Raw genomic sequence first — 12,268 nt, 5'->3', positions numbered from 1 at the left:
GACGATGTCTTTCGGACGTTGGGGGCGGTCATGCCGTGGTTCCCGGAGTTTTCGACTGCGATCGAACTGGCGCGGCGTGATGCGAAGGAAGCGGGGCAGAGCGATCCCGTTGCGCAGTACCTGAAGGCGTTCGAGGACGGCAGAGCGGGTGCGCTGGAGCGGGTGTGGCCCGGCGAGGTGATCATCCACGATCCCCGGGCGGGTGAGGTGCGCGGGCATCGGGAGTTGCGGAGTTTCGTGCACAGCAACAAGGTCTGGCTGAGCGAGCACCAGTCCCGGATCTCGGTGCTGACGTCGATCAGCGTCGGCCGACGGGCTGTGGTCGAGCTCGAGGCGCATGTACTGCACGAGGGTCGTGAGGTGGCGTGGCCGATGGCGGTCGTGGCTGATTCCACGGACGAGCGGTCGGTGGACTTCCGCACGTACTGCAGTCAATGGCCCGTCGACGGGCGCCGGCATGTGCGGCCACCTGTCCTCGAGGCGGGGGAGGTCGAGACGCCGGAAATCGTTGCGCAGTACCTGAGCGCGCTCGCCGGTGGTGACGCGGAGTCGATCGTCAAGACGTTCGCGCCGGATGGCTATCTGCGGGAGCCGATCGGGCCGGACGACGTACACCGCGGCTCCGGCGAGCTCAGCGAGCTGTACAGCAGGTGGTTCAGCGACGGCGGGATCAAACTCGAGTACTGCGCAACTCTCGACGACGGAGCGAATTGCGCCCTGGAGTACAACCTCCTCGCGTGGGGCGGCGACCCATTACCTCCCCAAGCCGGCCTGGCCGTCTTCGAGCGCGGCCCGCAGGGACGACTCGCCGCAGTCCGCCTGTACGACGACGTCGAACCACCGCGAACCGCCCCCGAAACTGCTACCTAGTCACCAGGCGACCGGGCCGAGGCGGTCGATGAAGGTGCCGGTCGGACCGTCGGCGTCGAGCGTCGCGAGCTTGACGAACGAGTCGGTGCCCTCGGTCACCGTCAACTGGCCGGTGTGGTTGTTCATGTCGGTGGCGGCAAAGGTGCGATTCCTGACCTCGCCGGGAGTCACGACGTTGAACTTGATCTGCGGCAGCGCCTGGGCGTAGCGAACCGTGAGCATGTTCAGCGCGGCCTTCGACGTGCTGTAGGCGAGCTCGTGCATCTTCGAGAAGGGCTGCTCCGGATCGGTCACGACCGCGAACGAACCGCCGGCGCTGGACACCATCACGACCCGCGGGTTGGCGGACGCTTGCAGCAACGGAAGGAACGCCTGCGTGACCCGGATCGGTCCGTACACGTTGGTGTCGAAGACGGGATGAATGTCCTCGACCGTCGCCTCCGCCGGCGCGATGCCCTGTCCCGGCGCACCCGCGTTGTTGATGAGCACGTCCAGCCGGTCGGTATGTTCCCGAACGAGGCTCAAGGCGCCGGCCACCGACTCGTCCGAGGTCACGTCCAGCGGGACCATGATCACCTTCGCGCCGCCGTCGATCAGCTTGTCGGCAGCAGCCTTTCCGCGGCCCTCGTCGCGCGAGCCGAGGAAGATCGTCCAGCCCAGCTCCCCGAGTCGCCGAGCGGTCTCGAACCCAAGTCCCTTGTTCGCCCCGGTGATCAACACCGAGGTCTGTTCCGAGTTGTCCATGCCCTCATGACGAGAGCCTCACCTGATCTGTAACCGGATGTGAACCACTTCACGGCCGGCTGGTCGGGCTACTTCTTGTTCCAGCCGTGGAACGAGGTGAGGTCACCGGTGGTCCACGCTTCGCGGAGTCCCGGCCTACCGAGGTCCCAGTCGGGGCGGACCTGGCGGCTGACCTCGCGCAGGTCGGTCCACAGGTCGGAGATCGACGGGCGGCCCCAGAACCAGTACCCGTTGTAGATGCTGTGGACGACGAGGCCCGGCCCGAGCACCAGCGTGTACGGGATCATCGGGTTGTTGTCGGGGTCGGTGTACTCCTGGATGTCGAGGTCACGCTGGACGATCCGGTCGGGGTCGGACAGGAACGGCCACTGCGCGCCGACCGAGGCGCGGAACTCCTGCAGGGTGTGGTGCTCGTCCGTCGCGATCGTGACGATCTTCGTGTAGGCCACGGCGATCTTGGGGTAGAAGGCGGCGAGCTCGAGATGCTGCTGATGTTCCTTCGGGCAGTAGTGCCCGCGGGCCAGCGTGAGGATCATCGGGTCGTCACCCTGCAGGTCGCTGAGCCGGCGCGGGACGTTCTCGTGGTCGGGTAGCTCGTAGTCCGGGAAGGTGGCACCGGGCACGATGTCTGATCGCATGAGTCACGCCCTTTCGCGGTCGAGGCTCACAGTAGACCTGTCGTCAGTCGCTGTGCGGCAAGCGACGGGTGTTGATGAGCTCCTGGGCCACGTCGCGGAGTTTCCGGTTGTTGTGCTGCGAGTACCGCTTCAGGACCTCGAACGCGCGGGTGCTGTCCAGGTCGTAGCGCTCCATCAGAATGCCCATGGCCTGTCCGACCAGTTTGCGGGCGTCGACGGCCTGGGCCATGGACGCCTCGTGGCGTGCGGAGGCGATCGCGACGGAGGCGTGGCGGGCCAGGATGTGGGCAACCGCGACGTCGTCGTCGTCGAAGCTGTCGGGCTGTTCGCCGTACAGGCTCAGGACGGCCTGGGCGCGGCCGGCGAGCATCAACGGGACGTGCAGGGCGGAGCGGATGCCGGCGCCCGTGACCACCTCGACCCACTGCGCCGGCCAGCGCGTCTCCGTGGCGACATCGGTGATGAGCAGGACTTCTTCGTGCTCGATGGTGGTGAGCAGTGGTCCGGCGCCGGCGGCGATCTGGAGCTGGTAAAGGTCGGCGAGGCCCGGATCGGTGAGGGCGACGACCTCGGGCCGTCGGCCGTGGGTGATCAGTACGACGGAGGCGTGCTTGCAGCGGACTGCTTGCCGGGCGAACTGGACGACGGCGTCAACTGTCTCTTCCACGCCGCCGAGGTCGAAGAGTTCGGTGGCCAGACGCCCGAAAGTCTCGGCCAGCGGATCGAACGGCATTTCACTGCTCCCAGGGGTCACCAAAGACGGTGCGCACCCACCTTCCGGAGCCAACGCGAGGACCATAATGCACCGAACCCCCGCCCTCGCGCTATCCGCTCAGCGGCCCGATTTCAGGCCCCCCGAGGGGCGTACATGATGACCGCTACGCCGAGCAAGCAGAGGGTCGCGCCGGTGAGGTCGTACCGGTCCGGACGGAACTTGTCGACGAGCACACCCCAGAGCAGAGAACCGGCCACGAAGACGCCGCCGTACGCCGCGAGGATGCGGCCGAAGTTGGGGTCGGGCTGGAAGGTGGCGACGAAACCGTAGGCGCCGAGGGCGACGATTCCGGCGGCGATCCACCACAGGCCGCGGTGTTCGCGCCATCCCTGCCAGATCAGCCAGGCGCCGCCGATCTCGGCGATGGCTGCCAGGACGAACAACACGATCGACTTCGCGACGGTCATGCTCAGAAGGTACTCAAAGCTGTCGCTCGGGCGGCCAAGGCGTCTAGTACGGCGGTGTGGGCCGGGGGGACCGTGGTCTCGAGGTGTAGCTGGCCGTCGGCGGTTGGGGTGTAGGTGAAGGTGAAGAAGGAGCAGCAGGCGGTTTCGCGGGTGGTGAGGTCAGCGGCGGTTTCCTCCGCCACCGCGTCCAGGACCAGCTCGAGGGTGGTCGGGCTGGTGCGGGTGATGGCGCGGAGTGCGGTGGTGAAGAGGTCGTCGAACTCGGCCAGGCGTAGTGGCTGGTCGGCGGTTGGCAGGGTGCAGGCCTCGGGGACCCAGTCGGAGATCGTCATACGGTGACGGTAAGTTCGTACCTAGGTACCGGACGCAAGCCCTTCTTCCCATCCTGGCGAATGTGTCGATAACATCGCCACATGGCGATGAGACCACCGGCGATCGAGCCGTCCGTCGACGAGGCCGCGGCGCTGTCCGTGGCTGCCTGTCTGTTCAATGGGTTCAGTGACGCGTCGCGACTCGCGATCGTGCGGCACCTCGCACTGGGTGAGCATCGCGTCGTCGACCTCACCGCGCATCTCGGATTGGCGCAGTCGACCGTCTCGAAGCACCTGGCCTGCCTGCGTGACTGCGGTTTGGTCGAGTCGAGGCCGCAGGGTAGGGCGTCGCTGTTCAGCCTCACCCACCCCGAAGCCACCATCGAACTACTCTCCGCCGCCGAGCGCCTCCTCGGCCTCACCGGCGACGCGGTCGCCCTCTGCCCCAACTACGGCCAGGCCGCGCGATGACCGATCCGGTACGACGCCAGTCCACCAGCGTCGAGCTCTCCATCACACCGCTGGTCCCGCCCAGCACGTGGACCGTGGATCCCGAGCAGCGGCGCCGGCTCGGCCGTCGCGCCCAGTTGCTGGCCGGCGCGTCAGTCACCTACAACGTGATCGAGGCGATCATCGCGATCAGCGCCGGCCTGACCGCCGGTTCCGTCGCGCTGGTCGGCTTCGGGCTGGACTCTGTGGTCGAGGTCTCCAGCGGCCTCATCATCCTGTGGCAGTTCCGTCATCGCCTGCCCGAGACCCGTGAACGCCAGGCCCTCCGGCTGCTCGCCTTCTCGTTCTTCGGCCTGGCCGCCTACGTGACCTTCGAGTCGATCCGGTCCCTCATCACCGGCAGCCACGCGGACACGTCTCGGGTCGGAATCGGCCTGGCGATCGCCTCGCTGATCGTGATGCCGGTCCTCTCGTGGGCTCAGCGCCGTACCGGCAAGGCTCTCGGCTCCAACGCAGTCGTTGCCGACGGCACCCAAACCCTCCTGTGTACCTACCTCTCGGCCGTCCTGCTCGTCGGCCTCGTCCTCAACGCCACCCTCGGCTGGGGCTGGGCCGACCCCATCGCCGGCCTGATCATCGCCGCGGTCGCCACCCGCGAGGGCGTCGAAGCCTGGCGTGGCGAAGGCTGCTGTTCTCCCACCACAACCTGCACCGACGCCTGCTGCACCGACTGATTGGCCAGAAGGAGCACCTATCCGCGGTGGCTCGGCGGGTGTTTGACGAGTACGGCGCGGGTGTAGAGGAGGTCGAAGCCGCTGCGCTGGGCGTTTTGCTGAGACTTCGAGGCGGGCTGGGTGGTGATGACGCCGACGTCGCAACCGGCTGCGGCGGCGTCGGCGAGGCGGGCTGAGAGGAGGGCGGACTGGATGCCGTGCCGCCGGTGTGCGGGAGCCGTTCCAGCCCCGGCGAATTGGGCGATGCCCTCGGCTGTCCGTAGTCCCGCTCCGCCGGCGATGCTGTCGTCCCGGATTGCGACGTACCGGGCGATGTCCGCCGCGGCGGCGTCGCGTTCGGCCGCGAGATAGACGTCGCGCGGGAACTCCTCCCGCCACGCAACACCTTGTGTGTCCGGGGTAGCGACAGCGTCGGCCATCACCTCGAGCCAGCTCTCGAACTCGTCGTCGCCACTCGGCCGGATCACGATTCCGTCCGGCGCGGTCGCGTCGTACCGGTCCTCGATCGCAATGCCGAGCACGTTCTCGAAGGACTCCAGCCGATAGCCGCGGTCGGTGAGCAGCATGCCGATCTCCGGATCGGCGAGATGTGGCAGCTCGACCTGCACCGGCGCGCCGCAACCGGCGTACGCGTCCTCGATCTCGGTCAGCTCCTTGGCGGTCGGCACGCCACCGAAGCCGAGCCCGACCACCTTGTTGAACGGCGAGTCGTCGGCGGCGAAGCTCGCCAGCCCACCGGCAACCGGGATCACGAAGCCTCGTCCATCGCCCGTACGACGATGCGCCGCCCGCGCCGAGATCTCGATCAGGTCCCGCTCCACCCGCTCGATCCGCTCCGCCAACCCGACGTCACAGAACAGCGACCGCTGGTTCATACATCCGACCCCCTCCAGAACCGCCAGGCGACCGCCCGGCACTGATACCGCCCAGTGTCACGAGGGTCCGAACGCGTTACACCCGAGTCCAGCAAGAAAAGCTGTGAGGAGATCCTGCCCCTGCGGCCAGACGCCGAGGTTGCTGTCGGAGTTGATGTGCCCAAGCTTGCCCGCGGTGATGAGCGGAACGGCCCACCCGGCGGCGAGACGGGTCGCTGCGTCGACCGTGCAGTACGGGTCGTTGTCGCTGACAACCAGTACGCCGGGAACGCCGAGCGGACCCGGCTCCGAACCGGTGAAGGTCTGCAGGAGCTCATGGGGGAAGGTGGATGCGAGCTCGTCAGGCGGAGCGACGAGGAACGCGCCACGGACAGCTGATCCGGGGTTGGCGCTGAGCCACTGCGCGGCGGTGAGGCAGCCGAGGCTGTGGGCGATGAGGACCACGTCGGGGCCGGTCTGGTCGATGGCAGTCGTGAGGGCCTCGGTCCATTCGGAGAACAGGGGAGCGGTCCAGGAGGAGGGCTCGATCCGGGTCGCATCGGGGAGCCAGTCGGCTTCCCAGTGGGACTGCCAGTGGTCGTGGTCGGAGCCGTCGATGCCGGGGACGATGACGAAGGGCATGGTGAGTGTCCTGTGGAGTGATAGAGGAGAGGGCGGGATCGCGCCGCCCAGGTCTTGTCATCATGGACGAGGTCATCGGCTGAGGAACGCCGTACTGATGGAATGAAGGCGGATGAGCGAATCAACGACGAATGCATTGGACGACGTCGACCGGGAGATCCTGGCGATCCTGCAGACCAACGGGCGGCTGAGCGGCGCGGACATCGGCCGTAAGGTGAACCTGTCCCAGCCGGCGGTATCGGCCCGCATTCAGCGCCTCGAGCGCTCCGGCGTCATCACCGGTTACCGCGCCGTCGTCGACCCCGCGCGGATCGGCCTCAACATCCATGCCGTCGTTCGCCTTCGGACCGTCCACGCCCGGATACCAGAAGCGATCGAACTCTTCGAAACCCTTCCCGAGGTCACCGCGACCTACCGCCTCACCGGCGAGGACTGCTTCCTCCTGGACGTTCACGCCGCCAACGCCGGCCGCCTCGAACAGGTTGTGGACACCATCGGTCGCCTCGGCCCGATCAGCACCTCCCTGGTCCTCCGCGACTACTCGAACAAACCCCTCACACCCGGTTGAGCCGGGCTGTCCGTGGGGACAGCCCGGCCTGGGGTCAGCTGATGCTGGCTGGTTCCCGGTCGGGAGCTTCCTCGGTCTTCGGGTGGGCGGCGTCCCCGTGGCCCGGCCACCAGGCTCGGTGACCGATCAGGGCCGTGAGGGCCGGGGTGAAGAACATCGCCATCACGAAGGCCGCGATCGCGATGCCGAACGAGATCGCGAAGCCCATCTGGGACAGGCTGGTGTTCCCGGCCAGCATCATCGAGGCGAAGGTGCCCGCCAGGATGAGGCCCGCAGCGGCGACGGTCGGACCGGTGTGGCGCAGGGCCAGGGCGGCGGCCTGGCGCGGATCGTGGCCTTCCCGCGCCTCTTCCCGCAGGCGGGCGATCATCAGGATGTTGTAATCGGTGCCGAGGGCAACGACGAACAGGTACATGATCACCGGCAGCGTGAAGATCAGCCCGGACTCGCTCCGCAGGTGCTGGAACACCAGGACCGACGATCCCAGGGTGGCTGCGAAGCCCAGGAACACCGACGCCATCAGGTACCAGGGCGCCACCAGGCTGCGCAGCAACAGCGCGAGCACGATCATGATCAACACCGCGGCAACCGGGAACACGACCGCATAGTCATGATTCATCGCGTCCTGGAAGTCGACGAACACGGAGGTCAGTCCGCCGACGACTGCCGTCGTACCGGCTGGTGCCGCCGCGTGCGCAGCGTCGCGCAGGGGACCACGGACCGTCGCGATCGCCTGATCCGACTCCGGTGCGGACTTCAGCGTGACCTTGAAGTCGGCGACCGAACCGTCCTGCGACAGCGTCGGCTGTGACACCTCGCCGACACCGTCGACCTGGGTCAATGCGGTCCGGTAGGAGTCGAGTTGCGGCTTGCCCAACGCGCTCGACGACTGCAGCAGGACGTCCGACGGCTGGGTGACGCCGGCGGGCATGCCCTTGAGCAGTTCCTTGCTGTACACCGTGGATTCAGAGGCGTCGGAGGTCGAGCCGGACGTGAGGTCGAAGGTCGGGTTGAATCCGATCGAGAACAGGCCCAGTACGACGAGAACGCCACCGGCAGCCAGTGCGAACACAGCCGGTCGCCGACCGAGGCCACGGCCCAGTCCCGTGAACACAGCACCCTTCGGGGCAGTGCGCCACGCCTTCGACGGCCAGAACACCTTGGTCCCCAGCAGCGAAACGATCGCCGGCACCAGAGTGAGCCCGGCCAGTAGCGCCACCGCTACCGAGATCGCCAGCGCAGGTCCCATCGAGCGGAACATGCCGAGCGTCGACAGCGTGAGTGCCATGAAGGCGATGATCACCGCGCCGGCCGCGGAGGTGATCGCCTCGCCGACCCGGGTGACGGCGCTGACCATCGCGGTCTTCGGATCCTCTCCGGCCCGCAGGCGTTCCCGGTAGCGGAACATCAGGAACAGGATGTAGTCGGTGCCGACGCCGTACAGTACGACCAACAGGATCGAGCTGATCGAGCTGTCGATCTTCAGGTCGAACGCCTTGCTCACCATGGCGATCAGACCGTTGACGACCATCGAGATCCCACCGATCACCACGATCGGCAGCAAGGCGATCACCGGACTGCGGAAGATCACCAGCAGCAGCACCAGAATCAGTAGGACCGTGGCGACTCCGACGATGACCAGGCCCTTGGTCGAGGACTCCGTCGCGTCGAGAGTCTGCGCGGCCGAACCCGTGACGCCGGCCTTCAAATCGGTGTTGTGCACCTTGTCCTGCAGGGCCTGACGCAGTGCCTTCACGGCGTCGCTCTGGCGGGTGTCACTGGGGTTGGTGACCTTGGTCATCTGTACGGCGGCGATCTGGATCAGCCGGTTGCCCGAGGCCGGGACCGCCTGGACGCCGGTGACGTCCTTCAGACCGGCCTGGTTCAGCTGCTGGGCGACCGTTCCGACGGCTGCCTCGTCGGCCGGGGTCAACGCCGCGCCGTCGGTCCGTTCGAACACCACGATCGCGGCGGGCGCGGTGGCGTTGGGAAAGGCCTTCTCCTGCAGTTTGGCCGCCTGGATCGACTCGTAGTGCGACGGGAGGAAATCGGATTGGTCCGTGGTGGCGGTCAGCGTCGGAGCCGTCGCGACCACCGCGACGATGATCACCACCCAGGCACCGATCGTGCGCCAGGGATGGCGAACGACCAGCGATCCCAGTCGTGCGAACATGACAAAGTCCTTTCGGGGTTCCTTCAGTGGAGCTGATGCGACGACACTCGCCGACCGACCTGACATACGCCTGACACGGCCCAGACATGGGCCGGGGCGGGACTAGCTGATCTTCCGTCGGTACATCACGATCGCGAGGGCGTAGGCGACAACGAGCAGGCCGACACACCAAGCGAGGGCGACCCAGATGTCGTTGCCGATCGGCTGCTGGGCGAACAGGGCGCGGATCGTGTTGACGATCGACGTCACCGGCTGATTCTCGGCGAACGCGCGGACCGGGCCGGGCATTGTGCCGGTGGGTACGAACGCCGAGCTGAGGAACGGCAGGAAGATGAGCGGATACGAGAACGCGCTCGCGCCGTCCACGGACTTCGCGGACAGGCCCGCGATCACGGCGAGCCAGGTCACGGCCAGGGTGAACAGGACGAGGATTCCGGCCACCGCGAGCCAGGCACCGATTCCCGCACCGGAGCGGAAGCCCATGATCAGCGCGACGCCGATGACGATCACGAGTGAGATCAGGTTGGCGATCAGCGAGGTCAGCACGTGCGCCCACAACACGCCGGAGCGGGCGATCGGCAAGGACTGGAAGCGCTCGAAGATTCCGCTCTGCAGGTCCGTGAACAGGCGGAACGCGGTGTAGGCGACGCCCGAGGCGATCGTGATGAGCAGGATGCCGGGCAGCATGTAGTTCACGTACTGGTCCGACCCGGTCTGGATCGCACCGCCGAAGACGTAGACGAACAGCAGCATGATGGCGACGGGCATGAGCGCGGTCGTGATGATGGTGTCCGGGCTGCGCGAGATGTGGCGCAGGGACCGCCCGGTCAGATTGGCCGTGTCACTGACGAACTGCGCGCTCATGATTTGTCTCCGCTTTCCGGGCCATCGCCGACGAGCGTAAGGAAGACGTCCTCGAGCGTCGGCTGCTTCTCGACGTACTCGACCTTGGCGGGCGGGAGGAGCCGCTTGAGCTCGGCGAGGGTGCCGTCCACGATGATCCGGCCCTGGTGCAGGATCGCGATCCGGTCGGCGAGTTGTTCGGCCTCGTCCAGGTACTGCGTGGTGAGCAGCACCGTCGTACCCTGCCCGGCGAGCTCTTTGACGCTGTTCCACACCTCGATGCGCGCCTGTGGGTCCAGGCCGGTCGTCGGCTCGTCGAGGAAGATGACCGGCGGGCTGCCGATCAGGCTCATCGCGATGTCGAGCCGACGGCGCATACCTCCCGAGTACGTCGCCACCCGCCGCCCACCCGCATCCGTCAACGAGAACCGAGCGAGCAGGTCGTCGGCGATCTTCCCCGGGCCCTCGAGGTGTCTCAGCTTGGCGACCAGGACGAGGTTCTCGCGTCCGCTGAGGATCTCGTCCACCGCGGCGAACTGCCCGGTGAGGCTGAAGGACTGGCGCACCTCCGCGGCTTGCGTGCCGACGTCGAAGCCGTTGACCGTCGCCGTCCCCGCGTCCGCCTTGAGTAGGGTCGACAGGATGCGTACGACGGTGGTCTTGCCGGCACCGTTCGACCCGAGCAGGGCGAAGATGCTGCCGCGCTCAACCTCGAAGTCCACGCCCCGCAGGACCTGGAGTTCCTTGTAGGCCTTCTCGAGGCCCTGTACCCGGATCGTTGCCTCAGTCATCGACGGAGTCCTCGCCGGCGGCCCGCGCGATCGCCTTGTTCAGCCGGTCGCGTTCCTTCAGTCGCCACTGCCCGTCCGGGTAGTTGGCCACGAACGCCTCGATGAACTCCACCGGGTCCGCGCCGACCACCTCGCGGATCGGCGTGTTGTTCGCGGCGCTCTGCTCGAACAGCTCGACCAGGTCCTCGAGCATCGTCTGCGCCTCGGCGCCGTCGCCGCCAGGCCCGAGATACATCAGGTACCGGTGGATGGCCTCCACCGCCGTCCGGTAGTTCGCCGGCAGTTGCCGGGTGCGCTCCCGGTACTGCCGGTAGCGCTTCTTCTCGTCGAGTGGTCCGGTGACCTTCTCGATCCATCGTGCGGCCATTGCTACTTCCCTCCTTCGCGGAGCTGTTCGAGACGTTCGGCGAGGAAGCCCCAGGTCCTCCAGAACTCGTCGAGGTCTTCCCGACCCCGGGCGTTGAGCGTGTACACCTTGCGTGGCGGCCCCTTCTCGGACGGGATCTTCGCCACGTCCACGAGACCGCGTTTCTCGATCCGGAGGAGCAGCGCGTAGACCGTGCCCTCGGCGATATCGGTGAAGCCCTGCTCCCGCAGCCACGCGGTGATCTCGTAGCCGTACGCCGGCCGCTGGAGCAGGATCGCGAGCACGATCCCTTCCAGCGTTCCCTTCAGCATCTCCGTCACGAGCTTGCCCACGAGCCGTCCTTAGCTATTCAGTGTCACTGACTACCAGTAGATAGTAACGCTGACTAGCTGGAACGCAAAGAAGCGCCCCCGCGATCCGTGATCGCGGGGGCGCTTCTTCGGGCGGACAGGCTCTAGCCGGTTGCCACGGTGAGTTGGTTGCGGAGGCCGGCTCGGAGGGGGATACACATGGGTTTGCCGCTGACCGGATGTGGGACGACCTTGGACTCGACGCCGAAGACATCGCGGATGATGTCGTAGGTGAAGACGTCCTCGGGCGTTCCCTCGGTGACCAGGGCGCCGGTCTTCATGACGAAGACGTGATCGGCGTACTCGGCGGCCATGTTGAAGTCGTGCAGCACCATCGCCACCGTCTTGCCCTGCTCCTGGTTGAGCTGATGCAGCAGGTCAAGGACCTCGAGCTGATAGGCCACATCGAGGTACGTCGTGGGTTCGTCCAGCAGGATCAGATCCGTGCCTTGGGCCAGACAGAGTGCGATCCAGACCCGCTGACGCTGACCACCCGACAGTTGGTCCACGTGCTGATGCCGCAACTGCGTCGTACTGGTCACCGACATCGCCCACTCGACCGCCTCCTTGTCGGCGGAGCTCGGCACCTTGAGCGACGTACGGTGCGGATGGCGGCCGAACCAGACCAGATCCTCGACCGAGATGGACTCGGGCGTCATGACAGTTTAGATGTTCTTGAAAGCATCGTTTATCTAAATTTGATGTCCGATCCTGAAGAATATCGCGAGACTGATCACGAAGGAAGCGCCGC

17 protein-coding genes are annotated in these 12,268 nt (G+C 66.7%); 4 read left to right on the top strand and 13 right to left on the bottom strand.

All coding sequences use genetic code 11. The annotated features are described in order from the left end of the window. Positions 1 to 30: 30 nt before the first annotated feature. Positions 31 to 870: a nuclear transport factor 2 family protein gene (locus AB0L70_RS37840; RefSeq protein ID WP_363691690.1), complete on the top strand. Its 840-nt coding sequence runs from the start codon at positions 31 to 33 to the stop codon at positions 868 to 870. Here AB0L70_RS37840 and AB0L70_RS37835 read toward each other — a convergent pair whose 3' ends face one another. The 5 genes from AB0L70_RS37835 to AB0L70_RS37815 form a co-directional block, all read right to left on the bottom strand. Next, the gene (locus AB0L70_RS37835) at positions 871 to 1,614 is read right to left on the bottom strand and encodes an SDR family oxidoreductase (protein WP_363691689.1); all 744 of its coding nucleotides are present in this window, start codon (positions 1,612 to 1,614) and stop codon (positions 871 to 873) included. Positions 1,615 to 1,682: 68 nt separating this feature from the next. Then, complete coding sequence (locus AB0L70_RS37830; protein WP_363691688.1) at positions 1,683 to 2,252, bottom strand: redoxin domain-containing protein; 570 nt, start codon at positions 2,250 to 2,252, stop codon at positions 1,683 to 1,685. Between the two features lie 43 nt (positions 2,253 to 2,295). After that, the gene (locus AB0L70_RS37825; RefSeq protein WP_363691687.1) at positions 2,296 to 2,985 is read right to left on the bottom strand and encodes a GAF and ANTAR domain-containing protein; all 690 of its coding nucleotides are present in this window, start codon (positions 2,983 to 2,985) and stop codon (positions 2,296 to 2,298) included. Positions 2,986 to 3,098: 113 nt separating this feature from the next. Further along, on the bottom strand, positions 3,099 to 3,434 hold the full coding sequence (locus AB0L70_RS37820) for a YnfA family protein (protein ID WP_363691686.1): 336 nt from the start codon (positions 3,432 to 3,434) through the stop codon (positions 3,099 to 3,101). 2 nt (positions 3,435 to 3,436) lie between these two features. Beyond that, a complete protein-coding gene (locus AB0L70_RS37815; protein ID WP_363691685.1) occupies positions 3,437 to 3,766 on the bottom strand; it encodes a hypothetical protein in 330 nt (109 codons plus the stop codon). A gap of 87 nt (positions 3,767 to 3,853) precedes the next feature. Between AB0L70_RS37815 and AB0L70_RS37810 the strand changes: the two genes are divergently transcribed. Next, a complete protein-coding gene (locus AB0L70_RS37810; protein WP_363691741.1) occupies positions 3,854 to 4,216 on the top strand; it encodes a metalloregulator ArsR/SmtB family transcription factor in 363 nt (120 codons plus the stop codon). Continuing rightward, entirely contained in the window at positions 4,213 to 4,929 is a 717-nt protein-coding gene (locus tag AB0L70_RS37805; protein WP_363691684.1) for a cation transporter, read from the top strand. The genes AB0L70_RS37810 and AB0L70_RS37805 overlap by 4 nt, the downstream gene beginning before the upstream one ends. A 17-nt stretch (positions 4,930 to 4,946) precedes the next feature. On the opposite strand, the gene AB0L70_RS37800 is transcribed toward AB0L70_RS37805, so the two are convergent. Beyond that, positions 4,947 to 5,804 (bottom strand): GNAT family N-acetyltransferase, encoded by an 858-nt coding sequence (locus tag AB0L70_RS37800; RefSeq protein WP_363691683.1) that lies wholly within the window; start codon positions 5,802 to 5,804, stop codon positions 4,947 to 4,949. A 57-nt stretch (positions 5,805 to 5,861) separates the two neighbouring features. Further along, entirely contained in the window at positions 5,862 to 6,425 is a 564-nt protein-coding gene (locus AB0L70_RS37795) for an alpha/beta hydrolase (RefSeq protein WP_363691682.1), read from the bottom strand. 112 nt (positions 6,426 to 6,537) lie between these two features. Here AB0L70_RS37795 and AB0L70_RS37790 point away from each other — a divergent pair, with 112 nt between their 5' ends. After that, a complete protein-coding gene (locus AB0L70_RS37790; protein WP_363691681.1) occupies positions 6,538 to 6,993 on the top strand; it encodes an Lrp/AsnC family transcriptional regulator in 456 nt (151 codons plus the stop codon). Positions 6,994 to 7,027: 34 nt separating this feature from the next. Here AB0L70_RS37790 and AB0L70_RS37785 read toward each other — a convergent pair whose 3' ends face one another. The 6 genes from AB0L70_RS37785 to AB0L70_RS37760 form a co-directional block, all read right to left on the bottom strand. Continuing rightward, a complete protein-coding gene (locus AB0L70_RS37785) occupies positions 7,028 to 9,166 on the bottom strand; it encodes an MMPL family transporter (RefSeq protein ID WP_363691680.1) in 2,139 nt (712 codons plus the stop codon). Positions 9,167 to 9,268: 102 nt separating this feature from the next. Further along, the gene (locus tag AB0L70_RS37780; protein WP_363691679.1) at positions 9,269 to 10,030 is read right to left on the bottom strand and encodes an ABC transporter permease; all 762 of its coding nucleotides are present in this window, start codon (positions 10,028 to 10,030) and stop codon (positions 9,269 to 9,271) included. After that, a complete protein-coding gene (locus tag AB0L70_RS37775) occupies positions 10,027 to 10,800 on the bottom strand; it encodes an ATP-binding cassette domain-containing protein (RefSeq protein WP_363691678.1) in 774 nt (257 codons plus the stop codon). The genes AB0L70_RS37780 and AB0L70_RS37775 overlap by 4 nt, the downstream gene beginning before the upstream one ends. Then, on the bottom strand, positions 10,793 to 11,167 hold the full coding sequence (locus AB0L70_RS37770; RefSeq protein ID WP_363691677.1) for a DUF1048 domain-containing protein: 375 nt from the start codon (positions 11,165 to 11,167) through the stop codon (positions 10,793 to 10,795). The genes AB0L70_RS37775 and AB0L70_RS37770 overlap by 8 nt, the downstream gene beginning before the upstream one ends. 2 nt (positions 11,168 to 11,169) lie before the next feature. After that, the gene (locus tag AB0L70_RS37765) at positions 11,170 to 11,499 is read right to left on the bottom strand and encodes a PadR family transcriptional regulator (RefSeq protein WP_363691676.1); all 330 of its coding nucleotides are present in this window, start codon (positions 11,497 to 11,499) and stop codon (positions 11,170 to 11,172) included. Positions 11,500 to 11,621: 122 nt separating this feature from the next. After that, positions 11,622 to 12,176 (bottom strand): ABC transporter ATP-binding protein, encoded by a 555-nt coding sequence (locus AB0L70_RS37760; RefSeq protein ID WP_363691675.1) that lies wholly within the window; start codon positions 12,174 to 12,176, stop codon positions 11,622 to 11,624. Between the last annotated feature and the right edge of the window lie 92 nt (positions 12,177 to 12,268).

It is taken from the genome of Kribbella sp. NPDC051952 (assembly GCF_040680855.1).
In the GTDB taxonomy this organism is placed as follows: domain Bacteria; phylum Actinomycetota; class Actinomycetes; order Propionibacteriales; family Kribbellaceae; genus Kribbella.
This window is presented reverse-complemented; position numbering and strand designations above follow the sequence as displayed.